This is a genomic window from Pseudomonas sp. ANT_H4, from assembly GCF_008369295.1.
In the GTDB taxonomy this organism is placed as follows: Bacteria; Pseudomonadota; Gammaproteobacteria; order Pseudomonadales; family Pseudomonadaceae; genus Aquipseudomonas.
In genome coordinates this window covers 64,335-87,702 of the sequence record NZ_VOBG01000017.1, presented here as the reverse complement: position 1 = coordinate 87,702, position 23,368 = coordinate 64,335, and the positions used below count along the sequence as shown (strand labels likewise).

The 23,368-nt window shown below is 61.1% G+C and carries 28 protein-coding genes and 1 pseudogene; 10 read left to right on the top strand and 19 right to left on the bottom strand.

All coding sequences use genetic code 11. The annotated features are described in order from the left end of the window. Positions 1 to 22: 22 nt before the first annotated feature. A complete protein-coding gene (locus FQ182_RS20505) occupies positions 23 to 721 on the bottom strand; it encodes a murein L,D-transpeptidase catalytic domain family protein (RefSeq protein WP_149412389.1) in 699 nt (232 codons plus the stop codon). Positions 722 to 758: 37 nt separating this feature from the next. On the opposite strand from FQ182_RS20505, the gene FQ182_RS20500 reads away from it, so the two are divergent. After that, on the top strand, positions 759 to 2,324 hold the full coding sequence (locus FQ182_RS20500) for a murein L,D-transpeptidase (RefSeq protein WP_149412388.1): 1,566 nt from the start codon (positions 759 to 761) through the stop codon (positions 2,322 to 2,324). 42 nt (positions 2,325 to 2,366) lie between these two features. Here FQ182_RS20500 and FQ182_RS20495 read toward each other — a convergent pair whose 3' ends face one another. Together FQ182_RS20495 and FQ182_RS20490 are read right to left on the bottom strand one after the other, a co-directional pair. Continuing rightward, positions 2,367 to 2,882 (bottom strand): AAA family ATPase, encoded by a 516-nt coding sequence (locus FQ182_RS20495; protein WP_149412387.1) that lies wholly within the window; start codon positions 2,880 to 2,882, stop codon positions 2,367 to 2,369. Positions 2,883 to 2,926: 44 nt separating this feature from the next. After that, positions 2,927 to 3,457 (bottom strand): GNAT family N-acetyltransferase, encoded by a 531-nt coding sequence (locus FQ182_RS20490; RefSeq protein WP_149412386.1) that lies wholly within the window; start codon positions 3,455 to 3,457, stop codon positions 2,927 to 2,929. Positions 3,458 to 3,569: 112 nt separating this feature from the next. Here FQ182_RS20490 and FQ182_RS20485 point away from each other — a divergent pair, with 112 nt between their 5' ends. Together FQ182_RS20485 and FQ182_RS20480 are read left to right on the top strand one after the other, a co-directional pair. Then, on the top strand, positions 3,570 to 4,004 hold the full coding sequence (locus tag FQ182_RS20485) for a GNAT family N-acetyltransferase (RefSeq protein WP_149412385.1): 435 nt from the start codon (positions 3,570 to 3,572) through the stop codon (positions 4,002 to 4,004). A 37-nt stretch (positions 4,005 to 4,041) separates the two neighbouring features. Beyond that, on the top strand, positions 4,042 to 4,509 hold the full coding sequence (locus tag FQ182_RS20480; RefSeq protein ID WP_149412384.1) for a GNAT family N-acetyltransferase: 468 nt from the start codon (positions 4,042 to 4,044) through the stop codon (positions 4,507 to 4,509). Positions 4,510 to 4,514: 5 nt separating this feature from the next. Here the strand turns inward: FQ182_RS20480 and FQ182_RS30415 are convergent. After that, positions 4,515 to 4,598: pseudogene (locus FQ182_RS30415) on the bottom strand (HIT family protein); the annotation flags it as partial. Positions 4,599 to 4,735: 137 nt separating this feature from the next. Here FQ182_RS30415 and FQ182_RS20470 point away from each other — a divergent pair. Further along, positions 4,736 to 5,065, top strand: coding sequence for a DHCW motif cupin fold protein (locus FQ182_RS20470; protein ID WP_149412383.1), 330 nt, complete (start codon positions 4,736 to 4,738; stop codon positions 5,063 to 5,065). Between the two features lie 11 nt (positions 5,066 to 5,076). Here FQ182_RS20470 and FQ182_RS20465 read toward each other — a convergent pair whose 3' ends face one another. Together FQ182_RS20465 and FQ182_RS20460 are read right to left on the bottom strand one after the other, a co-directional pair. Next, entirely contained in the window at positions 5,077 to 5,544 is a 468-nt protein-coding gene (locus FQ182_RS20465) for a copper chaperone PCu(A)C (protein ID WP_149412382.1), read from the bottom strand. Beyond that, positions 5,544 to 6,149 (bottom strand): SCO family protein, encoded by a 606-nt coding sequence (locus tag FQ182_RS20460; RefSeq protein ID WP_149412381.1) that lies wholly within the window; start codon positions 6,147 to 6,149, stop codon positions 5,544 to 5,546. The genes FQ182_RS20465 and FQ182_RS20460 overlap by 1 nt, the downstream gene beginning before the upstream one ends. 326 nt (positions 6,150 to 6,475) lie before the next feature. On the opposite strand from FQ182_RS20460, the gene FQ182_RS20455 reads away from it, so the two are divergent. The 3 genes from FQ182_RS20455 to hemN all read left to right on the top strand — a co-directional run bounded on the left by FQ182_RS20455 (position 6,476) and on the right by hemN (position 9,724). After that, the gene (locus FQ182_RS20455) at positions 6,476 to 6,919 is read left to right on the top strand and encodes a hypothetical protein (protein ID WP_133100962.1); all 444 of its coding nucleotides are present in this window, start codon (positions 6,476 to 6,478) and stop codon (positions 6,917 to 6,919) included. Positions 6,920 to 7,026: 107 nt separating this feature from the next. Beyond that, positions 7,027 to 8,352, top strand: coding sequence for a coproporphyrinogen III oxidase (locus tag FQ182_RS20450; protein WP_149412380.1), 1,326 nt, complete (start codon positions 7,027 to 7,029; stop codon positions 8,350 to 8,352). Then, the gene (gene hemN / locus FQ182_RS20445) at positions 8,339 to 9,724 is read left to right on the top strand and encodes an oxygen-independent coproporphyrinogen III oxidase (RefSeq protein ID WP_149412379.1); all 1,386 of its coding nucleotides are present in this window, start codon (positions 8,339 to 8,341) and stop codon (positions 9,722 to 9,724) included. Before FQ182_RS20450 ends, hemN begins: the two co-directional genes overlap by 14 nt. A gap of 80 nt (positions 9,725 to 9,804) precedes the next feature. Here hemN and FQ182_RS20440 read toward each other — a convergent pair whose 3' ends face one another. The 11 genes from FQ182_RS20440 to FQ182_RS20390 form a co-directional block, all read right to left on the bottom strand. Beyond that, entirely contained in the window at positions 9,805 to 11,265 is a 1,461-nt protein-coding gene (locus FQ182_RS20440) for a cytochrome D1 domain-containing protein (RefSeq protein WP_149412378.1), read from the bottom strand. Continuing rightward, a complete protein-coding gene (gene cobA / locus FQ182_RS20435) occupies positions 11,262 to 12,098 on the bottom strand; it encodes a uroporphyrinogen-III C-methyltransferase (protein ID WP_149412377.1) in 837 nt (278 codons plus the stop codon). Before cobA ends, FQ182_RS20440 begins: the two co-directional genes overlap by 4 nt. Positions 12,099 to 12,165: 67 nt before the next feature. Further along, entirely contained in the window at positions 12,166 to 13,344 is a 1,179-nt protein-coding gene (gene nirJ, locus FQ182_RS20430) for a heme d1 biosynthesis radical SAM protein NirJ (protein ID WP_149412376.1), read from the bottom strand. Between the two features lie 26 nt (positions 13,345 to 13,370). Beyond that, complete coding sequence (locus tag FQ182_RS20425) at positions 13,371 to 13,874, bottom strand: Lrp/AsnC family transcriptional regulator (RefSeq protein WP_149412375.1); 504 nt, start codon at positions 13,872 to 13,874, stop codon at positions 13,371 to 13,373. Further along, complete coding sequence (locus FQ182_RS20420; protein ID WP_149412374.1) at positions 13,849 to 14,292, bottom strand: Lrp/AsnC family transcriptional regulator; 444 nt, start codon at positions 14,290 to 14,292, stop codon at positions 13,849 to 13,851. The genes FQ182_RS20425 and FQ182_RS20420 overlap by 26 nt, the downstream gene beginning before the upstream one ends. Then, the gene (locus FQ182_RS20415; protein WP_149412373.1) at positions 14,285 to 14,800 is read right to left on the bottom strand and encodes an Lrp/AsnC family transcriptional regulator; all 516 of its coding nucleotides are present in this window, start codon (positions 14,798 to 14,800) and stop codon (positions 14,285 to 14,287) included. The genes FQ182_RS20420 and FQ182_RS20415 overlap by 8 nt, the downstream gene beginning before the upstream one ends. Continuing rightward, positions 14,797 to 15,255, bottom strand: a complete 459-nt coding sequence (locus tag FQ182_RS20410) for an Lrp/AsnC family transcriptional regulator (protein ID WP_149412372.1) — start codon at positions 15,253 to 15,255, stop codon at positions 14,797 to 14,799. The genes FQ182_RS20415 and FQ182_RS20410 overlap by 4 nt, the downstream gene beginning before the upstream one ends. A gap of 2 nt (positions 15,256 to 15,257) precedes the next feature. Then, complete coding sequence (locus FQ182_RS20405; protein ID WP_149412371.1) at positions 15,258 to 16,433, bottom strand: cytochrome D1 domain-containing protein; 1,176 nt, start codon at positions 16,431 to 16,433, stop codon at positions 15,258 to 15,260. Then, on the bottom strand, positions 16,430 to 16,756 hold the full coding sequence (locus FQ182_RS20400) for a cytochrome c (RefSeq protein ID WP_178114494.1): 327 nt from the start codon (positions 16,754 to 16,756) through the stop codon (positions 16,430 to 16,432). The genes FQ182_RS20405 and FQ182_RS20400 overlap by 4 nt, the downstream gene beginning before the upstream one ends. 16 nt (positions 16,757 to 16,772) lie before the next feature. Then, a complete protein-coding gene (locus tag FQ182_RS20395; RefSeq protein ID WP_149412370.1) occupies positions 16,773 to 17,087 on the bottom strand; it encodes a c-type cytochrome in 315 nt (104 codons plus the stop codon). A gap of 24 nt (positions 17,088 to 17,111) precedes the next feature. After that, positions 17,112 to 18,794: a nitrite reductase gene (locus FQ182_RS20390; protein ID WP_149412369.1), complete on the bottom strand. Its 1,683-nt coding sequence runs from the start codon at positions 18,792 to 18,794 to the stop codon at positions 17,112 to 17,114. 199 nt (positions 18,795 to 18,993) lie between these two features. On the opposite strand from FQ182_RS20390, the gene FQ182_RS20385 reads away from it, so the two are divergent. The 3 genes from FQ182_RS20385 to FQ182_RS20375 are packed head-to-tail and all read left to right on the top strand — an operon-like array spanning position 18,994 to position 20,594. Next, a complete protein-coding gene (locus tag FQ182_RS20385; protein ID WP_149412368.1) occupies positions 18,994 to 19,785 on the top strand; it encodes a CbbQ/NirQ/NorQ/GpvN family protein in 792 nt (263 codons plus the stop codon). Further along, entirely contained in the window at positions 19,769 to 20,350 is a 582-nt protein-coding gene (locus tag FQ182_RS20380) for a cytochrome c oxidase subunit 3 (protein ID WP_149494040.1), read from the top strand. Before FQ182_RS20385 ends, FQ182_RS20380 begins: the two co-directional genes overlap by 17 nt. 7 nt (positions 20,351 to 20,357) lie before the next feature. Then, positions 20,358 to 20,594: a cytochrome C oxidase subunit IV family protein gene (locus FQ182_RS20375; RefSeq protein WP_149412366.1), complete on the top strand. Its 237-nt coding sequence runs from the start codon at positions 20,358 to 20,360 to the stop codon at positions 20,592 to 20,594. A 94-nt stretch (positions 20,595 to 20,688) separates the two neighbouring features. On the opposite strand, the gene FQ182_RS20370 is transcribed toward FQ182_RS20375, so the two are convergent. Then, positions 20,689 to 21,480, bottom strand: a complete 792-nt coding sequence (locus tag FQ182_RS20370) for a MipA/OmpV family protein (RefSeq protein WP_149412365.1) — start codon at positions 21,478 to 21,480, stop codon at positions 20,689 to 20,691. Positions 21,481 to 21,498: 18 nt separating this feature from the next. Next, complete coding sequence (locus FQ182_RS20365; protein ID WP_149412364.1) at positions 21,499 to 23,322, bottom strand: serine hydrolase; 1,824 nt, start codon at positions 23,320 to 23,322, stop codon at positions 21,499 to 21,501. Positions 23,323 to 23,368 lie beyond the last annotated feature (46 nt).

The following is a 23,368-nucleotide window of genomic DNA, read 5'->3' as shown; positions in this document are numbered from 1 at the left end:
GCTTGGCCTGACGGATACTACCTCAACCGGCACTGGCTATCTGGCGTGGCTTGCAATTGAGGTAGGCCGAGGACTTCAACCAGCGCTGGTCGGGGTACCAGGAAAACATGAACTGACCATCCTTGAGTTTATCCACCACCTGGCGCGCCACTTGCGGGCGCACGGCCGGGCAGCCCTGGCTGCGGCCGATGCGGCCTTCGCGCTTGCTCCAGAGCGGGCTTACGTAGTCGGCGGCGTGAATCACAATGGCGCGATCGCGGGCCAGATCATTGAACCCCGGCTCCAGGCCATCCATGCGCAGTGAGTAGCCATGGGCGCCCTGATAGCTTTCCTGTGTGCGGAACAGCCCCAGGCTGGACTGATAGCTGCCTTCGCGGTTGGAGAACGCCGTGGCGAAATTTTCCCCGGACTTTTGCCCGTGGGCCACGAGGTCGCGCAGTACCAGGGTCTTTTTACGCAGGTCGAAGATCCACAGGCGACGGGCGGTCGAGGGCTGCGAATAGTCGATCACCGCCAGGCGTTCGGAACGTTCAATGCCATTGTTGACTGCGCATTGCATCGCGCTCAGGGCGCTTTTAAGCACTTGGGGATTGAGTTCTGGAGCCGTGCGCGCCAGGCTGCTATACAAGGTGTGAGGCTTGGCGCTGTCGGCGAGGGCAGCATTGCACAGCGCGGCCAGGGTGACGGCAGTCAGGGCGAGTCGGCAGCAAAAAATCAGCATCTACAAAACATCTCCGCCATGGAATGGAGCAACGTCATTGTTCAAAAAACACGCATATTACTTGAGCATTTGCCTGCTCGTTGCACCATTGGTCGCGACAGCCGAAAACCTGCTGGTGGAATCGTCCGCCCCGGTGCAGTTGGCGCTCGGGCAATTGTCCAGTGTTTGTCCTGGCTTGGCCGGGCCGATCGATGCCGCCGACCAGACGCGGTTGCAGGCGTTTTACCAACAGCAGGGCAATGCTTCCCTGTGGACTGCCAGCGAGCGCCGGTCGGCATTGCAGGCGCAGTTGCGGCTGTTGGCCGATGATGGCCTGGACCCGGCTCACTATCGTCTGCCCCTGGATACGGCGACCAGCAATGTCTTGTGTACTGATATCGAGATTAGCTGGAAATATCTGCAAGCCTTGCACGATCTGCATTATGGCCGCTTGCAGCAAGCTCATTTCGAGCCCCTTTGGCATGCACAGCCGCCGACGCAGGACCCAAGTATCGAAGTCCTGGCCATGGCCGGGCAGCAGGACATCGCCCAAGCGTTTGATCAGGCCCGGCCCAGCGCTGAGTTGTATCGCACCCTGCGCACGGCCTACGCCGCGCAGCGTCAACAACCGTTGCCGCAGTGGGATGCAATCGCCAGCGGTCCGTTGTTGCGCCCAGGCAAGGATGATCCAAGGGTTCCCGAACTGGCGCGGCGGCTGTTCAGCGAAGGGTATCTGGCAGGTCAGCCGACCGGTTCCGGGAAGCAATACAGCGAAGACCTGGTCAATGCCGTGAAAAGCTTCCAGTTGAGCCATTCCTTGCAGGCCGATGGCGTTATCGGGCCGGGCACTGTCACGGAACTGAACATCAGCCCGGCGGTACGCCGCGAACAACTGCGCATCAACCTCGAACGCTTTCGCTGGCTGGCCCAGGATTTGGAGCCCGAGGGCGTACTGGTTAACGTCGCGGCTGCGCAACTGAGCGTCTATCAGGGCGGTGTGCCGGTGTGGCAGACCCGTCTGCAAGTAGGCCGCGCCGAACGCCAGACACCGTTGCTCAAGTCTCGCATCACCCGGCTCACCTTGAACCCGACCTGGACCGTGCCGCCAACCATCATGCGCGAAGACAAACTGCCCGCCATTCGCCTGGACCCGGCCTATCTGCAGCAGCAGAACATGCAGGTGCTGGACAGCGAGGGCCATCCGCTGGACACCAGCACCATCGATTGGGATCGCCCCGGCAATATCCTCCTGCGCCAGGACGCCGGGCCACGAAACCCCTTGGGCAGGATCGTCTTGCGCTTTGCGAATCCGTATTCGGTGTACCTGCACGATACCCCCAGCCAGCCGCTGTTCACCAAAGGCCCGCGAGCGTTCAGTTCGGGGTGTGTGAGGGTTGAGCAACCGTTGTTGCTGCGCGACCTGCTGGTGAGCCCGGCCGAGCGTGCGCGGACCGAGGAACTGCTGGCCACCGGCGTGACCCACGAATTCCGGCTCACCACGCCGGTGCCGGTGCTGTTGGGCTATTGGACGGTACAAGTGGACAGCCAGGGCGCGCTGCTCTACGCACCGGATATTTATGGGCGCGATCCAGCGTTGATAAAAGCCATGGAGAGCCCGCTTTAGGCGCGGACGAACCGCTTGATGACTGCGGGCTTTTTCAGCAGATCAAACCTTGCCCCGCGGGGTTAAAAGTTCCTCGGTGATCGCTGCCACTGCTTGCGCTGCAGACTTCAGCGCGGTATCGATGGTCAGCGCAGCGTTATCCCACGGCTCATACTCATGAGCCAACACCGACTGCCAGGTGGGCGGAGTCAGGCCGGGAATATCACTCGTGCGTGTCTCCACACGTCGCTGGTGTTCCTGCCTGTCCGAACAGATCACCTCAATATTGACCAACGCAGCTCCCGCGCGAATGGCGACCTCACGCCACGCCTCCCGGCTTTCGCTGACCGGATTGACGCAGTCAACGACGACCCGGTGACCCAGGCCAAGATTGCTCGCCGCCAGCCCGTGGGCAACCCGGTAACCGCTGGTGCCCACATCCCGCGCCAGAACCCCGGCATCACGGATGGCCTGTTCGATGGTGTCGATGCGCAGGTACACGGCGTTTGTCTGGCCGGCAAGGTCTCTGGCAATGGAGGTTTTCCCGGTGCCGGGGAGGCCGCTGAAAACAATGAGCATCGTCGAACCTTCAAATATTGATAAAAGGGTGGCGGTCGCCAATTTCAATAAGCTGCTGTTTCATCGCGGTCTATTCTCGGTTGCTTAATATCCATCACCATCTCATGCCAAACCATGCCGCCATGGTCAGAAGCCGAGGGCTGAACATAGCGATAACCCATTCGCTTATACAACTCGACATGGCGCTCTTTACACATCAGATGAATCGTCTTCTTGTCCATCACCTTCATGCGCTGGACAAAAGCCTCCATCAGTTTGCGTGAATAGCCTTGGCCCTGGTGAGCTGGCTCAACCACCACCGACATGATCACCACGTTCGGCGCATCCGCCGAGTGCCCCACCAACTCCTTGAACGACTCATCCGACATGACCACGTCGTGGGCGCATCCACAGTTGATAAAGCCCACCACAACCCCATCGACCTCCAGGATCAGAAAGCCTTCCGGGTACAGAGCAATCCGCGTGGCAATCTTCTCCTGGGTAGCCGCTTCATCACCTTCGTAGGCCGAGATTTCGATGTGGTAACAGCGAGCGGCGTCTGTTGGGATGGCGTTGCGAAAGCTGAGGGTGGGCATTGCGATTCCTGAATGCTAAAAAGGTTGATTGGGTGCGAAGAACATAGACTACTTGATAAGCTCAATGCAGGCGTATCAAACCCGGTCAGCCAACAACCCCAGGCCCAATCCAATGCCCAATATCCGTGTCATGGCCCTGGCCGATTACGACGCCGTCCTCGACCTCATGCAGAACACCCCCGGCATTTCCATGCGCGACGCCGATTCTCGCGAGTCCACCGCCAGGTACCTGGCGCGCAACCCCGGCATGAGCTTCATCGCCGAAGTCGACGGCACGCTCTGCGCCTGCGTCATGTGTGGTCACGACGGTCGTCGCGGCTATCTTCAGCATCTGCTGGTGCTGCCCGACTACCGTCGCCAAGGCCTCGCCAACGCGCTGGTGGCGCGCTGCCTTTCAAGTCTTGCGCAGCAGGGCATCCACAAATGCCATCTTGACGTATTCAAGACCAACGACAGCGCCGCCCGCTATTGGCAAGGCCAGGGCTGGCAGTTGAGGACGGATATTGACCGCTATTCGTTCACCCAGCGGGGTAACGAGAACGCATGAATGCGCGCGCCAGGATTGATAGTCTACGGAGATTGAAATGTTAGAGATCAGACGAGCCACCCCAAACGATGGCCAGGTGGCGTTCGATATTCGCCTTCAGGCCATACGCAGCCAATGCATCGGTGCCTACACCGAAGAGCAGATGCTGGCCTGGACCAGAGGTTCGGCTGAGGACGGTTACGGCGCGCTGATGGACAAGCACTTTTACCTGGGCTGTATCGAGGGTGAGGAGGTAGCCACGGGCATGCTGGATCTGGATAACGACGAAGTCGGTGCGTTGTTTGTGCTGCCCGGTTTTATCGGACGGGGCATTGGCAAAAAGATCCTCGCTCACCTTGAGTCCCTGGCGCGGGAGCTGGGGCTCAAGAAGGTCATTCTGGACGCGACACTGAATGCGGGGGACTTTTATCGGCGCTGCGGTTATACGGGTAGCGAAAAGGCTATCTATCATTCGCCTTCGGGGTTGCAGTTGGCGTGTATTCCTATGGTGAAGTCACTTCTTTGACGAGGATAACCCGGCAACGCCGACACCAGGTGATGGTTGACGAGCCAGTGCTCGGTTTCGTGGAGGATGAAGGCTGGATCGATTTTCACAAGCGGGCGTCCATGCAGGTTGACGCGTGAGGATACCAAGCACGCCCTGTATCAAACAAATGCAGGCTATCTGTGTCTATCCCGCGAGCCATCGGCTGGATACCGTCCTCCGAGGCACTTTTATCGCGGAGGCAACCATGGATTTGACGGCAATCCCCTTTGGTACCACCGACTGGTCGACCATCGAACCGGTCCTTTATCCCGGAGAAACAGGTAGCGCCTGGTGGCGCACCTGTCAGTTCGGTTCGACCCGTGTGCGGATGGTCGAATACACCCCCGGCTACCTGGCCGATCACTGGTGCTGGCGAGGGCATATCCTGCTGTGCCTGGAAGGCGAGTTGCACACCGAACTGGAGGATGGCCGCCAGTTCATCCTGACGGCTGGGATGAGTTATCAGGTGGGCAATGACATGGAGGGGCATCGCTCATTCACCACCACCGGTGCGAAGTTGTTTGTGGTGGATTGAGGTCAGGCAGCTCAGTGCATCATGCTGTGGTCGGAACTGCTCAAGGCACGGGCCGGAGCCTTGACTTCAATCGACTGTTTTTCGCCCTTGGTATTTTCCACGGTCAGGGTCAGTGGCACCAAGTCGCCTTCCTTGATCTGGCCCTTCAGGTTGATCAGCATCACGTGATAACCGTCCGGATCGAGCTTGACTGGCTTACCTGCAGGCAGGGCCACGGAGTCTACCGGCCCCATGCGCATCACGTCGTCCTTCATGCTCATTTCATGAATTTGTACCAGCTTGGCCACCGGCGACTGCACGCTCAGCAACTTGCTGTCGCTGTCGGCGGTGACGGTCATGAATGCACCGCTCGATTGCTGCCCCGGTACCGTGGCGCGCACCCAGGCGTCGCTGACCTGAGCCTGGGCGTTGGCGTGTGCCGCCAGGCCCAGCAGGGAAAGGCCGAGGGCGATGCGCTTGAGGTGTTGAACGGCAGTCATTAGCAGACCTCCATGACGGTGAGCAGGTCTTCTGCGCACTCTTTGGCGTTAAGGGATGCCGACAAGCCCAAGCGCAGATTGCCCCGGGTGTCAAATACAAAACTGGTGGCGGTGTGGGACAGGGTGTAGCTGTCGCCTGCGGGGATCTTTTCATAAAAGATCCCGAACTCCCTGGCGGCCACGGCGACTTCTTCCGGGGTGCCGTAGAGGGCTTCGAAGCTGGGGTCGAAGGCCTTGACGTAGGCGTCGAGCACTTGCGGCGTGTCGCGCTCCGGGTCAAGGGTGATAAAGATCACCTGCATGATCTCGCCGTCTCGACCCATCATCTTCTTGGCCTGGGCCATTCTCGCCAGGGTGGTCGGGCACACGGCCGGGCATTGGGTGAAGCCGAAGAACACCACCGGCATCAGGCCCCGGAAGGAGCTGAGAGTGACTGTTTCGCCCTGGGTGTTCTTGAGCTTGAAGGTACGGCCCATGATCTTGTCGCTCAGGTCCTTGCCGTACTTGAAATTCAGCTTGGGGCTGGTGTCACAGCCGCTGAGCAGGCCCAGGCCTAGCAAGCTCATGCCGGCGAGGACTTTGCGGCGGGTAAATAACATCGTCATGCAATGTGCATCCTGTGAAGCGCCTGAAGATTGCGCAGGGCTTGCCAATCAGGCCTTGAAGAGCGAGAGCGGGGAAGGCAGGAGGGCTGCCGACGCGGCTCGTACTCGATCATCTGCGACTTAACGCCACAGAGCGGTGCGTTACCTTAACAGGCCGGGGCGGTGGGTGAGTCTGCGGCAGACTGTCGCACGAGGTGAGCACTCCAGCACAATAGGACGAGCACGCGCTGTCAGGACACCGCCATCCTTGACCCGTATCAAGGCGCGCGCCGCGACGTATCTGGCACAGTGGTTGGCATAAGGGCCAGTTCACCTGCGAGGTTTTGATGCTCTATTTTCTGTTCCTGTTGGCCCATCTGTTCGCTGCACTGATCTTTATCGGCACGGTGTTTTTTGAAGTGCTGATCCTCGGCCGCCTGCACAAACAGCTGCCGGTGCGAGTCATGCTGCTGGTGGAACAAGGCATTGGCCGTCGCGCCAGGGCCTTGATGCCGTGGGTGTTGCTGGTGCTGTTCGGCGCCGGGGGCGGCATGGTCTGGTTGCGATATCTGCCGGCGCTGGCTTCGCCTTCGAGTTCTTCATTCGGCGCCTTGCTGACCCTCAAGCTGATCCTCGCCACCAGCGTGCTCATGCATTTCCTGCTGACCATGTTGTTGATGCGGCGCGGGCAGGTGACTGCTGCTTACTTGCGGTTTGTCCACTTGAGCCTGTTTTGCCATATGGTCGCCATTGTGCTGTTGGCCAAGGGCATGTTCTACCTGACCTGGTAGCCGTCGGTCCGTTTCATGCATAGATTCTTGCAGCCTTGATGCATATCAAGGTGCGCTGTCCGGTCGCACCGGACAATGGCCTACCGTAGCCAGACCCGGAGACAGCCATGCTCACCGTCATTCATCCCCGCCGCGAGTGGCGCCTGCGCCGTGACCCAGCTGTGCTGGATCAGGGCAAGGCGGACATCGGCAAGTTTCACAGTGGCATCGGCTCCCTGGACCTGTTGCGTGCCTTGCGCGACAGCCGCCAGCACCAGCGACCCCTGGCGCTGAACCTGCAATGGCCGACGTCCCACTCTTGCGACGACTACCTGCGTTGCCTGGAGCAGGAAATCCACCTGATCGGTTGCCACCTGAGCAGCCGTCAACCGGTAGATCAATTCCATCTGGGTGGCGCCACTCCGGCAATAGCCGAGCTGCAACGCTTGATGGCGCACCTGCGCAGCCGTTTGCATTTTCTTGACCATGATCAGGGTGACTACAGCATCGACCTCGATCCCCAGCGCATCGACTGGGCCACCATGGGCCTGTTGCGCGACCTGGGCTTCAACCACGTCAGCATCGGTGTGCCCGATGCCAGTGACGACGTCAAAAATCCACCGGCTGGCTACCAGGACCCGGCGCCGATCCAGTCGCTGATTGACGCGGCGCGCACTTTCGGTTTTCGCTCGGTAAACGTCGACCTGGGCTACGGCCATGCCTGGCAAACCATCGCCAGTTTCGAGGCGAAGCTTTCGAGTCTGATCGCCCTGGAGCCAGACCGTCTACAGGTGTTCGACTACGCCCAGGCATCATGGCGCTATCAGCAACAGGCACCGCGAGCGCTGTCGAGCGATGCGGATAAAAGCGCCATGCGCCAAAGCGCTTTCCGGCTCCTGGAAGCGGCGAGTTATCACTACATCGGTCTGGGGCAGTTCGTGCGGTCCGACGATGACCTGGCGCTGGCCCAGGAGCGTGGGCGCCTGAGCCGCAATTGCCAGGGCTTCACCCGCCATGGGTACTGCGATCACATCGGTTTTGGCCTGGGCGCGATCAGCCAGATCGATACGTTATATGCCCAGAACAGTGACGATCCGCAGGTCTACCGGCAGCAGTTGGACAACGGCCTATTAGCCACCGTCCGCGGCTGGCGCTGCGAGGCCGGCGATCAGATTCGCCAGCACATCATGGAGCGCCTGACCTGCGACCTGGAGCTGGACATCCAGGCAGTCGAGCGCCGTTACGGGCTGATTTTCCCTCGCTATTTTTCAACGATCTGGCCGCTGCTGGAGCAGTTGCACCGCGATGGCCAGATCGACTTGTCCGAACGCTTCCTCTGTGTGTTGCCTGCTGGCCGCCGCCAGGTGGACGCGCTCTGCGCGCTGTTTGGTCGCACCGGCAGCGTTGTCCCTCCTTGCTCCAATGACGAGACCATCGACCATGACTGCGTTTGAGTTCAATCGGGCCCTGGTGCAGAAATACGACCGCCCGGGGCCGCGCTACACCTCGTATCCGACTGCACCACAGTTTCACTCAGCCTTTGCCCTGGATGACTACCACCAGGCGGTGCAGGCCAGCAACCAGGCCGTGGCGCCCAAGGCGCTGTCGGTGTATATCCATATCCCGTTTTGCCAGAGCCTTTGCTATTACTGCGGCTGCCACAAGATCATCACCCGCAAGACCCATCGTGCGGTGGAGTACCTGACTTACCTTAAGCGGGAAATCCAGATGCAGGCTGCATTGTTCGACCGTTCGCGGCCCCTGACCCAGTTGCATTTGGGGGGAGGCACGCCGACGTACCTGGACGATGAGCAGTTGGCTGAGTTGATGGCCAGCCTGGGGGAGGGCTTCAACCTGGATGACAGCGACCAGCACGAGTTTTCCATCGAGGTCGACCCGCGCACCATCAGTGTTGAACGCATCGAAAAACTGCGCCGGCTTGGCTTCAATCGCCTGAGCTTCGGCGTGCAAGACTTTGACCCGGATGTGCAGGCGGCGGTCAATCGCGTGCAAAGTGAGGAGCAGATCCTGCAACTGGTGGCTGCGGCCCGCGAGGCGCGGTTCAAGTCCATCAGCGTCGATTTGATCTACGGTCTGCCACTGCAAACCGTGGCCAGTTTCGACGTGACCTTGAGCAAACTCATCGCCCTGCGCCCCGACCGCGTGGCCGCGTACAGCTACGCCCATTTGCCGACGCAGATCCGCGCCCAGCGCATGATCCGCCCCGAAGACATGCCACCACCGGAGCGCAAGCTGGAGCTGCTGGAACTGACCATCCGCCGCCTGACGGAGGCCGGCTATGTCTACATCGGCATGGACCACTTCGCCTTGCCCGAGGATGAGTTGGCGTTGGCTCGGGCCAATGGCACCCTGCAGCGCAACTTCCAGGGTTACTCGACCCATGCCGATTGCGACCTGATTGGCCTGGGCGTGTCGGCCATTGGCAAAGTTGGCGACAGCTACAGCCAGAGCGTCAAGGAACTGTCCCAGTACTACGCACGTATCGACGCGGGTTTGTTGCCAGTGCAACGCGGTTATCGGTTGAATGCCGATGATGTGCTGCGCCGCGAGGTGATCAATGGCTTGATGTGCCACGGGCGTATTGAGTTTGCCGGGGTCGAGGCGGGGCATGATATTCGTTTTACCGAGTATTTTGCCCAGGCGCTTTCACTGCTGGATGAGCAGGTAGGGGATGGCTTGTTGCAGATCCACGATGACGCGGTGCAGTTGCTGCCTCAGGGGCAGTTGATGGTGCGCAGTGTGGCGATGGCGTTTGATGCGTATTTGGGGGGGGAGCAGAAAGGCCAGTTTTCTCGCACGGTTTGAAGGCTGTCGCAGATCAAAGGCGTGAGTACCTATCCGTTTCTGCGATAACGGATAGGTACTCAATACCCCCAGGCTGGTCTTCAGTGCGACGTCCCCTGCGCAAACTCAATCTTGTTCCCCACGTTGTACTTGCCTGACGGCTTGTTCATGGGAATGCGCTTGATCTCCTTGAGCGTCTGGCTGTCATAGACAATCAGCGCACCTTCAGTGTCCCAAATGCTCAGCAACAGATACCGGCCATCACGGGTGAACTCAACGTGGGCAGCAGTCTTGCCGGGCATCGGGCGCAGGGTGTGGGCGATTTCCAGGGTCTGTTTGTCGATCAAGTGAATGGCGTCATTGTCCGGCCCGAAGAACACGTCGCTCCACACATAGCGCGAATTGATATGGCTGCGCATGAAGAAGCCAGGCCCCAGGGTGGGGATCTCCTTGATCAGCTTCCAGGTCTTGAGGTCCAGTACCGAAATCTGGCCCTTGCTGATATTGGGCGTGGCAAATACCCATTGGCCATTGCGCTGCCAGTAGGTGCCTGAGCCCAGGTGCGGCATGCCCGCCAGGGGAATGTCAGTGACCACTTTGCCTGAATCCAGATCGATCACCTGACCACCGCCGGCCTTGCGCGACGTCGCGAGCAACTGGCGGTAATCCGGGGAGAAAGAGAAGTCGTCGAGCACGTCCTGGGCCTGGATGCGCCGGGGTTCGAAGCTGGGCTGGGCGTCGGCATAGGACAGCTCCCAGACTTCATTCACGTCTTTGAGGGCGACGACAAAACTGTTGCGCGGCGGCGCGGTGTAGACGGCACTGACCCGTGAATTCGTGGGTAATGTCTTGACCAGCGACAGGTCGCGCGCATCCAGCACCACCAAATTGCCCGGCAGGTAGTTGCCCACCAGTACCCAGCGGCCGTCCTTGCTCACCGCCAGGTTGCGGGTGTTGAGCCCGGCACGGATTTCGGCGATCAGCTTGAGGTTGTGCAGGTCGTACAGGCTGATCCAGCCGTCACGGGAAGCAAAGTAGACAAAGCGGCCATCGGGAGAAAACTTCGGCCCACCGTGCACGGCAAAGTGCGAGGCGAAGCGGTCCAGTACTTCAAAGCGATCACCGTCGAGGATGTCGATATGATGATCGCCCGATTCCACCACCACAAACAGGTTCAGCGGGTCGGCGTGGTGTTGCGGGGTGCTCGGCAGTTGCCGCAGATCGGCCAGCAAGGCGTGGCTGTTGCGGATGTCCTGTTCGTTCCAGGTGGCAGGCGTGGCCGGGGGTTGTTGCAGGAAACTCACCAACCCGTCGATTTGCGCAGGTGCGAGCACCGGGGCGAACGCCGCCATTTGGCTGGCCGGGCGACCCTGTTGGATCACCTGGCGGATTTCGGCCGGTTTGATCCGCCCCAGGCTTTCCGGAAACAGGGCCGGGCCTGTGCCGCCGACGCGATTGATGCCATGGCAGCTTTCGCAGTGTGCTCGATAGTCCGCGGCGGCATCCGGTGCGCCATGGGCGCCACTTGCCCACAACAGAGGTACCAGCAGCAGGCGTTTCATACCGCCACCTTGGACTTGGGCGGTTGTCCAGGTGCAAGGCTGGCCGGGTACTGCAGGGCCGCGCCGGCAAACAGATTCACCACATGACCGATCACCGTCAGCGTCGGCACGCCGGCTTCGCACGCCATGGCCATGGCCGGTAGCTGGCGCAAGTTGCCGCGATTCACCTGTTGATCGGCGCGAGCGCCATTGCTGATCAATGCCGCTGGGGTGTCAGGGGGTAAACCTGCGGCGATCAATCGGTCCGAGATCATCGCCAGGTTCGACAGCCCCATGTAGAAAACGAGGGTCTGGCTGCCGTCTGCCAGGCTGTCCCAGGGCAGATTCAATGCTCCATTGCGTTGCAGGTGCCCGGTGACAAACCGGCATGAATTGACCAGGTTACGGTGGGTCAGCGGGATGCCGGCATAGGCGCTGCAGCCGGCTGCGGCGGTGATGCCCGGCACCACTTGGCAGCAAATGCCCCGCTGCAGCAAGTACTCCAGTTCCTCGGCGCCACGGCCAAAGATAAATGGGTCGCCGCCCTTGAGCCGCACCACGCGCTGGCCCTGGTCAGCCAAATCCGCCAGCAATTCGTTAATCTGTTCCTGGGGCAGGCAGTGGTAGCCGCTGGCCTTGCCGACGTAGTGGCGGGCGCAAGTCGGGGGGATCAGCGTCAGCAGTTCGGCACTGATCAGCCGGTCGAACACCACGGCGTCGGCCTGCATCAACAGGCTCCAGGCCCGCAGGGTCAGCAGGCGTGGGTCGCCAGGCCCGGCGCCCACCAGGGCCACTTCGCCGGAGCTGAAGGAACTGTGCAGGGCGCTCGGTATTACAAGGGGAGATGAGTGCATGAGACTTCCTTGGTTCATCATCAGGTTTGCCGCCCCCGGCTGTTTCGCCAGGTGGTCGGCCGGTGGTTCAGCATGCCGAGCAAGGAATGAGGGTGGGCGGTGTTCGGGTGATTTCTGTGTCGCTGAGGTGGCAACCGGGGTCCTGGCCCCAGAGGTCGCCGTCGGCCCAGGCGCGGGTACGTGTGTTGCCATTGCAGATGTCCAGCCAGCGGCAGTCGGCGCAGCGGCCGCCCACCACCCGTGGGTGTTCGCGCAGGCGCAGCAGCAACGGGTCAGGTTGATCCAGCCACAGGCTGCGAAACGGCGTGGTGCGCACATTGCCCACTGAGTGTTGCCACCAGTAGGTGTCCGGATGCACCTCACCGGTGTTGTCGATATTGGCGATGCCGCTGCCCGAAGCGTTGCCGCCCCAGGCGTGCAACAACTGTTCAAGTTGCGGGTAGTGTTCCGGCAGATGGCGGTGTACCCATTGCAGCAACAGCACCGCATCGGCGTCGTTGTTGCCGCTGACGAAATCGCTGTCCACGCCGTTTTGGATATCGCCCCAGGCCTGCTGGAAAATCAGTTCCATGGCATCGCGGCTCATTTGCCGGTGGGCATCGAGCTGACGGCTGCGTTTACCGCGCCCGCTGTAGTTGAGGTGCGACAGGTAGAACTTCTGCACATCGTATTCACGCATCAGCGCCAGTAATTGCGGGAGCTGGGCATGGTTTTCCTGGGTCAGGGTAGTGCGCAGGCCAACACGGATACCGACCTGGCGGCACAGGTTGATGGCGTGCATTGAGCGCTCGAAACTGCCCTGTAGCTGGCGGAACGCATCGTGGGTCGCCTCCAGGCCGTCAATGCTGATGCCCACATAGTCGAAGTGGGCGTCGGCGATCTGCTGGATATTCTGCTCGTCGATCAGCGTGCCGTTGCTCGACAGGGCGACAAAAAAGCCCTTCTTGCGGGCGTAGGCGCTGAGTTGGAACAGGTCGTCGCGCAGCAGTGGCTCGCCGCCGGAGAGGATCAATACCCTGACCCCAGCTTCATGCAAATCGTCGATCACCTTCAGGGCGGCGGCTGTGTCCAGCTCATCGCGAAACACACTGTCGGCGCTGGTGGCGTAGCAATGCTTGCAGGTCAGGTTGCAGCGCCGCAGCAGATTCCAGATCACCACCGGGGCACGGTTGCTGCCAGGGGGCGATAGGCGGGGCGGCGGGCATTGGCCGACGAGGGTGCGCAGGTAATGACTGATCCTCAGCATAAGATGTTCCTTCTAAAGCACGCAATTCAGCATGGCGCAGGCGTCAGGCGCAGGCCGGTCTTTTTCAGGATGCGGCTGCTCACCAGCATCTCATCGGCGGTACAAGCATCCCCCAGCAAAAAACGCAGATGTTCGCGGTAGCTGTCGATTTCTTCGCGGCTGCGGCCGTGGACCATGGCGAACAGGTTGTAGCGCCAATCGGTGCGCCGTGGCCGACGATAGCAGTGGCTGACAAAGGGCTGGGCGCCGATCAATTCACCGAGGCGTGGCATCTGCTCATCGGTCACGTCCCAGACGGTCATGCCGTTATGGCGATAGCCGATGCGGTAATGGTTGGGCACCGCTGCGATTCGCCGGATCGCCCCTTCGCCTTGCAGGCGCTTGAGCAGGTCGAGGGTGGATTCGACGCTGATGTCCAACTGTTCGGCGAGCCAGGCCCAGGGATCTTCCAGTAACGGCAGGCCGGTCTCGGTCAATTGGATCAAGCGTTGCGCCAGGGTTTCGTCAAACCGGGAAATATAGACCGACATGATAGGTTTGCTCCTTGGGCAGGTTGAGGACCCCCAGCCCGGTGATGGTTTCGATATGCGACAAGGTCTCGGCCAGGTCCTTGGCCGTGCTGCAGGCCAGCACGAACCACATGTTCCAGGGGTGCTCTCGGCGGTAGTTGTGGGCCACTTGTGGCAGTTCATTGAGCTGGGCGGCCACCTGCTCGAAGCGAGGTTCTGGCACCGCCAGCGCGGCGAGGGTGAAGGCGCCGCCGAGACGCTCGATGTCGAACATCGGCCCGAAGCGGGTGAGCACACCGTCTTCCAGCAACAGGTGGACACGGTCGAGCAATTCATCCGGTGTGCTGTGCAGTTCCTCGGCCACGACTTGCCAGGGATGACGCACCAGCGGCAGCCCCAGTTGCAGACGATTGATCAACAGCCGGTCGAGGTCATCCATGGGCCCATACCTGTGACGATGGCGGTGCAAAACGCCCGCCGCATTGCTTGAACGCTTGAGTGGTGAACAGCAGTTGATGGGGCAGGTCGCCCAGCAATTGCTCTTTCAAGACTGCCTGGATGTGCGCTTTAACCGCTTCGCGCTCCCGACCGTGGACCATGCAGAACAGGTTGTAGCGCCACTCGGGCAGGCGTCTGGGACGCTGATAACACAGGGCGATGCCCGCTGCACGGCCCAGGCGTTGGCCGACTTCATCAATCAGCGCATCGGGCACGTCCAGCACCAGCATGGCGTTGGCGACAAAGCCCAAGGCGCGGTGGTTGAGCACCAGGCCGATCCGGCGAAACAGGCCTTGCTCGTGCCATTGCTGTACCTGCTGCAACACCTGATCCTGATTGGCGCCGATCTGTTCGGCGAGGTCCTGATAGGGCCGTGAAACCCTGGGCAAACCCCGTTCCAGGCATTGGCGCAGGTCGAGCAGTTGTTCGTTGTTGAGCGGGGTGATCACGAGTGGACTCCCAGGGAAAATCCCAGGTCGATGCGGTAGGCGCTGAGCATGGGCAGATCGAGGGGAGTAAGACCGGTGTCTTTTTCCAGCTCGTCGAGGACCTGCTCCAGGTGCTGGCGGTTAGGCCCGGTCAATACGAACCACAGGTTGTAGTGATGCTCGCGGGCATAGTTGTGGTTGACCTCTGGATACTGGCTGACCCGCGCTGCCACTTGTTCCAGGCGCTCGGCGGGTACCGCCAGGGCGGCCAGGGTGCTGGCTCCGGCGCGGGTGTGATCGAACACGGGGCCGATGCGTGACAGGGCACCGGTCAGTTCCAGGCGTTGCAGGCAGGCCATGACCGCAGCCTCGCTGCAACCCAGGCTCTGGGCCATCTCCTGGTAGGGTTCGGTGCACAGCGGCATGTCGTGTTGATAGCGGTCGATCAGGCGACTGCTAAGTTCATCAAGTTCCATCTTCAATACCCCATTTTTTGTGCGCGACTGCTGAAGAAAATTCCACTGGGACTCTCTGCCGGTAGGGTCTTGACCAAGGTCAGGCGATAAGGGTCCCAGACTTGCACCTGCTGGCCGTCGCGCACGGATAACCACAGTTGCTCGCCGCGTCCGGTGAATTCCATATGCAATACGCCAGGGCCGGGACGCAGGTCGGCGACTATCTGGTGGGTTTCGCTGTCGAGTACTTGCACCCGGTCATTGTCCGGGTAGGCGAAGTTGACCCACAGTTGGCGGCCGTCGGGGCGGGAGGTGACAAAAATCGGCTGGCCGGCCACCGGGATCGCGGCAGTCTGTTGCCAGGTGCGGGCATCCATCACCAGCACCTGATGCCGACCCACGGCGGGCACGAACGCCTGGTTGTCGGCCACGGCCCAGCCTTCCAAGTGGGGCATTTTGTACACCGGCAGCTTTTCCTGGCCCCGGCCGTAGTCGGCCAACACGCGCTTGACCCCGCGTTCCGGGTGCCACAGGTCGAGCTGGGCCATGCCGTCTTCGCCAAACAGCCCGGCCATGTAATAGCGGCCGTCGGCGGTGATCAGCGCGTCATAGGGTTGCTGGCCGATACCCTCGAAACGGGTGATGGTCGGGATGTGGCCTTGGCTGAAGTCGGCGCTCCAGATTTCGCCCGTATCAAACAGGCTGAACACAAAGCGCTGGCCTGGCGCATCCACCAGGCCCACCACCCGCGAGTGCTTGCCGTCGGCCAGGGGCGTTGCCGGAATGTCCGCCACTTGCTGCAAGGTCACGGCGTCGAACACCTTGACCCCGCCCGGCTGGTAATTGGACACGGCGATCAAGCGGCCATCCTGGCTGATGGCGCCGCCGATGCTGTTGCCGCCCTGGATGATGCGTTTATCGATGCGCTGCCCCAGAAGATCAACCTTGGTCAACCCGCCGTCGCGCCCGAAGATATAGGCGTAGCGCTGGTCCCGTGAGAACACCGCCGAGGCATGGGACAGATCACCCAGGCCGTCGATGTGTGCCAGCGTGGTCAGCCCACTGCTTTCAATAATTTGCAGGCTGCCCGTAGCGCGTTCTACCACCAAGCCCAGGTCACCGGAGCCGCGCAACGGCGGTTGCACACAGGCCGACAACAACAGGCCTGCGGCCATTGAGACAAGCAGTGGACGGATCATGGTGCAGAGGTTCCTTGCAGGAGGCGATCCACCAGCCAGGCAATGTCATCGCTGCTGAGCAGAGGTGCCCAACCGGGCATCGCAAGGGCAGGGCGACCGTAGGTAACGGTGGCAATCAATGAATCGCGGGTTTGCCCGGCCAAGGCCTGGCGAGTCAGGGCTGGGCCCAGGCCACCGGTCAGGTGCAGGCCGTGGCAGGCGCCACAGTCCTGGGCCAGCAGGTGTTCCAGCTGGACTTGGCGTGACGGCGCCGGTGCTCCATGCACCGGCGCAGGAATGAGGAAGAGCAACGCCATTGCCGAACCGATCATCGATGTTTTCATGGCGTGCTCCTTGTGCTTATTTCAGGGTCAATACCCACTTGGCCAAAATCAGGGCTTCGTCATCCGTCACCGGGTTGGCCGGCATAGGAATCGGGCCCCAGTTGCCCTGGGTGCCGTTTTTGATGTGGCTGGCCAGGGTGGTGGCAGCATCCTTGACGCCGGCGTTCTTCGCGGCGACTTCCTTGAGCGCCGGCCCTACCATCTTGGCGTCGATGGTGTGGCAGGCCGCGCAGGGTTTGCTCTTGAACAGCGCTGCGCCGTCCTGGGCGAATGCCGATGGCAGGCTCAGCGCAGCGCCGAGGGCGCACAGTGCAAGCAGGATATTTTTCATTGGGTTACCTCTTGTTGATAAAGCTCAATAAATGTCGAATTGGGTGTTGTAGACATTGAATTTTCCGGTCGGCGTAATCAGGCGCTTGTCCTTGATCACGTTCTTGAGCTTCAAGGTCTTGTCATCGATCACTACCAGCGCCGACTCCTCTTCCTGGCCGCTCCATACCGAGAACCACACTTCATCGCCGGCCTTGTTGTATTCCGGTTGCACCACGCGCAGGGCGCCTTGCTTGATCCCGGACCACTCGGCAATCGGCAGCACGGTATAGCCAGCGTCCAGCTTGTCGATATTGAACACGGCGACCGACTGGCTGAGCTTGGTATCCGGGTTCAGGGTGGTGTCGACGTACAGGTGCCGCGAGTTGGGATGGGTCTTGATAAACAGCGAACCGCCGCCCTGGCCCTTGAGCGAGACCACCTGTTTCCAGGCGTACTGGGCGTGCTTGACCGGGTCGGTGCCGATCACCGAGATGCCGCCGTCACCCAGGTGGCTGGTAGCCCAGACTGGACCGTATTGCGGGTGGATAAAGTTGGCGCCACGGCCGGGGTGCGGGGTCTTGCCGACGTCCACCAGGGCGGTGAGCTTGCGCTCCCTGGAGTCGATCACCGCAACCTTGTTGGAGTTGTTCGCCGCCGTCATAAAGTAGCGGTGAGTGCTGTCCCAGCCGCCGTCATGAAGGAACGGTGCGGCGTCGATGGTGGTGATGGTGAGGTTCTTGATGTCCTGGTAATTGACCAGCATCACCTTGCCGGTTTCCTTGATGTTGACGATAAATTCCGGCCATTCATGGGAGGCGATGATCGCCGCCACACGGGGCTCGGGGTGATATTCCTGCTTGTCGACGGTCATGCCACGGGTGGAGACGATCTGCTTGGGCTCCAGGGTTTCGCCGTCCATGATGGTGAACTGCGGCGGCCAGTAGGAACCGGCAATCGTGTATTTGTCTTCATAACCCTTGAACTTGGAGGTCTCCACCGAGCGCGCTTCGATGCCCACTTTGATCTCGGCCACCTTGGTCGGCTCGGCGGGCCAGAGGTCGATCATATCGATCTTGGCGTCGCGGCCGATCACCAGCAGGTAGCGCCCCGAGGCGGATATCCGCGAGATGTGCACGGCGTAGCCAGTGTTGATCAGCTTGACGATTTTCTTGCTGTCGCCATCGATCAGGGCGATTTTGCCGTCGTCGCGCAGGGTCACGGAGAACAGGTTTTCCAGGTTCAGCGTGTTGAGTTGTTTCTTCGGGCGGTCTTCGGGCTTGACCAGTACTTTCCAGGTCTTGAGGGTTTCGGCCATGCCCCATTCCGGTGGCGTGGGCGCGGTGTGCTGGATGAAGCTGGCCATGCTGGTGATCTGCGCCTTGGTCAGCGCATTGGAGGTGCCCCAGTTCGGCATGCCGGCGGGGGAGCCATAGGTGATCAACGCTTCCAGATATGCCTGGCCACGGGCCTGGGTGATGTCCGGAGTCAGCGGCTTGCCGGTGGCGCCCTTGCGCAACACACCATGGCAACCGGCACAGCGCTCGAAGTAAATCTGTTTTGACGCGTCGAACTCGGCCTGGCTCAAATCCGGCGCGCCGGAGCTTTTGACCATGGGCATGGCAGCCGCGGTTTGCTCGGCGAAAGCGTGCGTCGAAAGGGCCAGGGCCAACGCGCAGCTCAGGCTGGCGAGGCTCAGGGCGAAGGGGTTTCTGTTGCGAGTCAGCATTCCATATCTCCTCAGGCAAGACCTTTGCGATGCCCGGCGACGGCAGGGTAGAGCGCAGGTTCTTAGTGCCAGAGGAGACTATGACGAGGCGGGTGATTGCTCGCTTGACGGCGATCAAGTTTGCTTGGTGTACGACTTGCCAGGTTGTCGCAGGCGCCCGTAGCGTGGTCCTCAAACCCGCGTCGATCCAAGGTGTGCAATGACTCTCCCCGAACCGCTTGAACCCTTCTACCAACCGCTGAACAACGAACAGGTCCTGTTCGAACACGCCTGGCGCCACGGCATGCCGGTGCTGATCAAGGGCCCCACTGGCTGCGGCAAGACCCGCTTTGTCCAATACATGGCGCACCGGCTGAAACTGCCGCTGTACACGGTCGCTTGCCACGACGACCTCAGCGCCGCCGACCTGATCGGCCGCCACTTGATTGGCGCCCAGGGCACCTGGTGGCAGGACGGCCCGCTGACCCGCGCCGTGCGCGAAGGCGGCATTTGCTACCTCGACGAGGTGGTGGAGGCTCGGCAGGACACCGCTGTGGTCCTGCACCCGGTGGCCGATGATCGCCGCGAGCTGTTCCTGGAACGTACCGGCGAAGTGCTCAAGGCACCGGCGTCGTTCATGTTGGTGGTGTCCTATAACCCCGGTTACCAGAACCTGCTCAAGGGCATGAAACCCAGTACGCGGCAGCGGTTTGTGGCGATGCGCTTTGGTTATCCGCCGACGTTGGAAGAGGAACGGATTGTGGCACGTGAGGCTGGTGTGGATACCGCGCTGGCTGCCCAGGTGGTCAGGTTGGGTCAGGCATTACGTCGCCTTGATCAACATGATCTGGAAGAAGTCGCGTCCACGCGCTTGCTGATTTTTACTGCGCGCCTGATCGCCGCCGGGATGAACCCTCGCGAGGCCTGCATGGCCTGCCTGGCGGAATCCTTGAGTGATGATCCGCAGACTGTGGCGGCGCTGATGGATGTAGTTGATGTCCACTTCGCCTGAGGGCACGGTCCAGCGGCGGCTGCCGGGGGATTTGGCTATGTGGTTTTTCATCCTCGCTGAACTGTCGGTATTTGCCATTCTGATCCTGGCGTTTGCCGTGACCCAGGTGTTGCGGCCCGAGGTATTTGCCGAGGGGCGGGGGCAACTGGATACCTCTACCGGGCTGGCAATGACCTTGAGTTTGTTGACGGCGGGGTTGTTGGCGGCGTTGGCGCAGCAGAAGGTTCGTCAGGGGCGCTCGCATCTGGCTGGCGGGTTGTTGGTCCTAGGCCTGCTGGTGGCCGGTGTTTATGTGGGGATCAAGCTCGGTGAGTACGGGCACTTGGTTTCGATTGGACTTGGGTTGGAATACAGCACTTTTTTCACGCTGTATTGGATTTTGACCGGGTTTCATTTTTTGCATGTGTTGTTGGGGATGGTGATTTTGGGCTGGATGGCGCTGGGCTGTTGGCGAGGGGCTTATCCGGCGGGGCGGCAGACGGGGTTCGAGTCTGGCGTGCTGTATTGGCACATGGTGGATTTGATATGGGTGGTGTTGTTTCCGTTGGTGTATGTGATTCGTTGAGGTGCCGATGTCTGTTTCTCAGTTGGTGATGGTTTGCTGGGCCGCGCTAGTGGTCCTCAGTGTGGGGACTGTGATGCTGGGTGCTCCGGGCCTATGGGAGGCGGTGCTGGTGTTGGCGGTGGCCAAGGCCTGGGTGATTGCTGACGGGTTTATGGAGTTGCGGCATGCGCCGGGGTTGTGGCGGGGGTTGCTGTTGGGGTGGCCGGTGGTGTTGGTGGGGGTGATTGCGGTGACGCGATTTTAAGAGGGTGGCGATCCGACAAGCCCGCTCGCCACAGGTGTGGGCTCATCAGAAGATGTGTAGATACCTATCACACATTGCTGATGGAATTACCCCGTCAGAAAGTGTACTCAACCACCCCCATCACCGACGTCTGCAACCTGCGCTCGACAATCGGGCTCTTGCCTGCGTCATTGGACAAATACTGCACATCCAGCAGGGTGGAAAATTGGGTGTGGTCGTTGATGGGCAGGCTCCAGCTCAAGTTCATGCCCCGGCTGACTAACCCGCCCTTGGCGTCATAAGCGCGAAAGCGGCTTTGCGCGGCTTGCCCGGTGGTGACGCCGTACCAGGTCTGCACGTAATTACCGTCACCAAAAAGACTGTTGAGGCTGGCGTCCACGGTGCCGTAGTCGCCGTCATACAGGTTGGTGCCGATGCTCAGTTCCAGGCTGGTGAAGGCTTTGCCGGCGTCTTTTTTATCGTCCTCCTCCAGCGCATGTTCCAGGGTCGCGCCGAGGATCACCGAGCTCAGGGTATAGCTGGCGCTGAGGCCCAGTTGCGCCCGTGACTTGATCTCGCCCATGCTCTTGAGTCTGTCAGAGCCGGCATGACCGCTTTTCTTTTTGTCCTTGCGCCCGGCGCTGGGGCCCACGTAGGCGCTGAAGCTGGCGTTATCCCCTTCATACCCCCAGCCCAGGCCCTTGTCGGTATTGAGGAAAATCCCCCAGGGGCTGACGATTTCACCTCCCAGCAGCGGCGTGGTCACGCGCTCGTTACTGCCGCTGTAGCGGGGCAGGTTGGCGACACCGCCTTTGAGGCTGTATTGCCAGTCTTCGGCCAGTAAGGTCTGGGCGCCGGTGGCCAGGCACAGTGAGGTCAGGGACAGGTAGATCGTTTTTGAACGCATGATGACCTTCGTTTTGGGTTAGAGGTTCAAGGGGTTGTGGGGTGTATCGGTGCGCTTGAAGTGGTAGCCGGAGGCGCTCAGGCCATTGATCTGGCGGCTTACGGTGTCGCCCAGGCCATAGCCGTTGCCGGCGAGCACGGCATGGGCGTTGTCCACCGGTATCAGGATGTAGTCGGTCAAGGGCTGGTCGTGCAGTTGGCCGCGAATCACCAGGAAGCCTTCTTCCAGGCGCACGCTGATGCCACTGAGCGGTGCGTCGGCTTCATGGGTGCTGAGCACCTGATAGGTGCCGATGGTGCTGGCCCAGGCGCCGGTCAGCGGCGTCGGTTCAATGCGTTCGCCCACGGGCACGAGTTGGCCGTGGCTGCGGGCGGTGAGCATCTGCCGGCCTTGAAGGGTCACTACGTCCAGTTGCACACGGCCCAGGTCACCCAGGTCCTTGAGCCAGAAGCCGAGGAGTTTTTTCTGTGCCCGCAGCCAGCCGCTGCCGTCGCGCAGCAGTTCGAAGCGGTCGTCGGCCAGCTCACCGTACAGCTGGTTGTTCTCTTCCTTGATCTGGAAGATGCCCCAGGCCGTGGCGTAAAAACCGGCCAGTCGCTTGCGGTCCATGGCGGCCGGTACGTGGCGATGGTCAAGGCCGCCGACGGGCGCCTGGCAATCAGCCGGGCAAATGGCCTCGCCACTCTGGGCCTGGAGCATCAGGCGCAGGGTTTGGGTGGTGAGGGTGGCGACCATGTCTTCGGCGTTGCTGTCGTTGCTCATGACGATCACCGCCAATTGCTGGTCTGGCAGCATCGTCAACTGGGCGGCGAAGTCGTCGCTTGCGCCGCTGTGCTGGAAGGTTCGCACCCCGGCGCTGACCGGTTCGTCGCCACAGGGCGCGAGAAACCAGGCCAGGCCGATCTGGCAGTCGAAATCCAGGGCGTTGCCGGTGTTTTGCTGGCTGAGCATCTCGTTGATCGATGCACTGCTCAGCAGCCGTTTGTCTTTGTAGGTGCCTTGGGCGAACAGCATCTGCACGTAATGACTGAGGTCCTTGGGGCTGGCCCACAAGCCGCTGGCGGCTAGGTCGCGGACCTGGGCATCGGGGCTGATGGCGCCGTCCTGATAGCCTTGGGCCCGGTATACCTGTCGCGTGGTGGTGCCGACAAAACTCGATTGCTCCATCTCCAGGGGCTTGAGCAGACTGTGTTGCAGCTGGTTTTCGAAGTCTTGACCTGCACTGCGCTCGATGGCCGCGCCCACCAGCGCATAACCCAGGTTGGAATAGGCCACCTGGGTACCCGGTGGCGTACTCAACCAGACCCCCGAGACGCGCATCGGCATCTGGCTCATGGCGAAGCTGCTGCGCAGGTCCCGCAGGTGCTCGCTGGGCAGCCCGGACTGATGGCTGAGCAAACGGCGCAAAGTGATGTCGCGGTCGGCGGCGCTCTGGTCGGCATGAAAGCGCGAACGTACGTGGAACTCCTTGAGGGTGTCCTGGATCGGCGCATCGAGGGCCAGCCGCTGTTGCTCTACCAATTGCAACGCAGCGGTGGCGGTGATCAGCTTGGACAGTGGCCCGGCGCGGAACGCCGTGTTCGGCGACACCGGCACGCCCCGCGCCTTGTCGGCAAAGCCGAAGCCACGGGCCCAGATCAGCTCCTGGCCGTTGACCAGGGCGATGGAGAGTCCCGGCACGTTATGGCGAGCCATCTCCCAGGGAATGCGGGTTTGCAGGTAGCGAATGATTGCGCGGTAGTCGCCCTTGAGAATCGGCGGCGCAGCCGGTGGTTGTCCGTGGCACCCCATACTGCCCAGCAGACAACCCAGCAGCGGAAGACTGCGCAATGTGCGAAACATGGCAAGCACCCAGCAGGTAATTTGGATGCTTGAATGCTAGGGAAGG

What these genes read in the sequence shown, in the direction of transcription:
- FQ182_RS20455 (WP_133100962.1), top strand. Translation starts at nt 6,476, where the DNA reads ATGCTCTATTTTCTGTTCCTGTTGGCCCATCTGTTCGCTGCACTGATC.
- FQ182_RS20490 (WP_149412386.1), bottom strand. Translation starts at nt 3,457, where the DNA reads ATGCCCACCCTCAGCTTTCGCAACGCCATCCCAACAGACGCCGCTCGC.
- FQ182_RS20410 (WP_149412372.1), bottom strand. Translation starts at nt 15,255, where the DNA reads ATGGAACTTGATGAACTTAGCAGTCGCCTGATCGACCGCTATCAACAC.
- FQ182_RS20400 (WP_178114494.1), bottom strand. Translation starts at nt 16,756, where the DNA reads ATGAAAACATCGATGATCGGTTCGGCAATGGCGTTGCTCTTCCTCATT.
- FQ182_RS20395 (WP_149412370.1), bottom strand. Translation starts at nt 17,087, where the DNA reads ATGAAAAATATCCTGCTTGCACTGTGCGCCCTCGGCGCTGCGCTGAGC.
- FQ182_RS20385 (WP_149412368.1), top strand. Translation starts at nt 18,994, where the DNA reads ATGACTCTCCCCGAACCGCTTGAACCCTTCTACCAACCGCTGAACAAC.
- nirJ (WP_149412376.1), bottom strand. Translation starts at nt 13,344, where the DNA reads ATGCTGAGGATCAGTCATTACCTGCGCACCCTCGTCGGCCAATGCCCG.
- FQ182_RS20440 (WP_149412378.1), bottom strand. Translation starts at nt 11,265, where the DNA reads ATGAAACGCCTGCTGCTGGTACCTCTGTTGTGGGCAAGTGGCGCCCAT.
- FQ182_RS20420 (WP_149412374.1), bottom strand. Translation starts at nt 14,292, where the DNA reads ATGGATGACCTCGACCGGCTGTTGATCAATCGTCTGCAACTGGGGCTG.
- FQ182_RS20370 (WP_149412365.1), bottom strand. Translation starts at nt 21,480, where the DNA reads ATGCGTTCAAAAACGATCTACCTGTCCCTGACCTCACTGTGCCTGGCC.
- FQ182_RS20505 (WP_149412389.1), bottom strand. Translation starts at nt 721, where the DNA reads ATGCTGATTTTTTGCTGCCGACTCGCCCTGACTGCCGTCACCCTGGCC.
- FQ182_RS20485 (WP_149412385.1), top strand. Translation starts at nt 3,570, where the DNA reads ATGCCCAATATCCGTGTCATGGCCCTGGCCGATTACGACGCCGTCCTC.
- FQ182_RS20480 (WP_149412384.1), top strand. Translation starts at nt 4,042, where the DNA reads ATGTTAGAGATCAGACGAGCCACCCCAAACGATGGCCAGGTGGCGTTC.
- FQ182_RS20375 (WP_149412366.1), top strand. Translation starts at nt 20,358, where the DNA reads ATGTCTGTTTCTCAGTTGGTGATGGTTTGCTGGGCCGCGCTAGTGGTC.
- hemN (WP_149412379.1), top strand. Translation starts at nt 8,339, where the DNA reads ATGACTGCGTTTGAGTTCAATCGGGCCCTGGTGCAGAAATACGACCGC.
- FQ182_RS20380 (WP_149494040.1), top strand. Translation starts at nt 19,769, where the DNA reads ATGTCCACTTCGCCTGAGGGCACGGTCCAGCGGCGGCTGCCGGGGGAT.
- FQ182_RS20470 (WP_149412383.1), top strand. Translation starts at nt 4,736, where the DNA reads ATGGATTTGACGGCAATCCCCTTTGGTACCACCGACTGGTCGACCATC.
- FQ182_RS20390 (WP_149412369.1), bottom strand. Translation starts at nt 18,794, where the DNA reads ATGCTGACTCGCAACAGAAACCCCTTCGCCCTGAGCCTCGCCAGCCTG.
- FQ182_RS20465 (WP_149412382.1), bottom strand. Translation starts at nt 5,544, where the DNA reads ATGACTGCCGTTCAACACCTCAAGCGCATCGCCCTCGGCCTTTCCCTG.
- FQ182_RS20460 (WP_149412381.1), bottom strand. Translation starts at nt 6,149, where the DNA reads ATGACGATGTTATTTACCCGCCGCAAAGTCCTCGCCGGCATGAGCTTG.
- FQ182_RS20405 (WP_149412371.1), bottom strand. Translation starts at nt 16,433, where the DNA reads ATGATCCGTCCACTGCTTGTCTCAATGGCCGCAGGCCTGTTGTTGTCG.
- FQ182_RS20495 (WP_149412387.1), bottom strand. Translation starts at nt 2,882, where the DNA reads ATGCTCATTGTTTTCAGCGGCCTCCCCGGCACCGGGAAAACCTCCATT.
- FQ182_RS20425 (WP_149412375.1), bottom strand. Translation starts at nt 13,874, where the DNA reads ATGTCGGTCTATATTTCCCGGTTTGACGAAACCCTGGCGCAACGCTTG.
- cobA (WP_149412377.1), bottom strand. Translation starts at nt 12,098, where the DNA reads ATGCACTCATCTCCCCTTGTAATACCGAGCGCCCTGCACAGTTCCTTC.
- FQ182_RS20365 (WP_149412364.1), bottom strand. Translation starts at nt 23,322, where the DNA reads ATGTTTCGCACATTGCGCAGTCTTCCGCTGCTGGGTTGTCTGCTGGGC.
- FQ182_RS20450 (WP_149412380.1), top strand. Translation starts at nt 7,027, where the DNA reads ATGCTCACCGTCATTCATCCCCGCCGCGAGTGGCGCCTGCGCCGTGAC.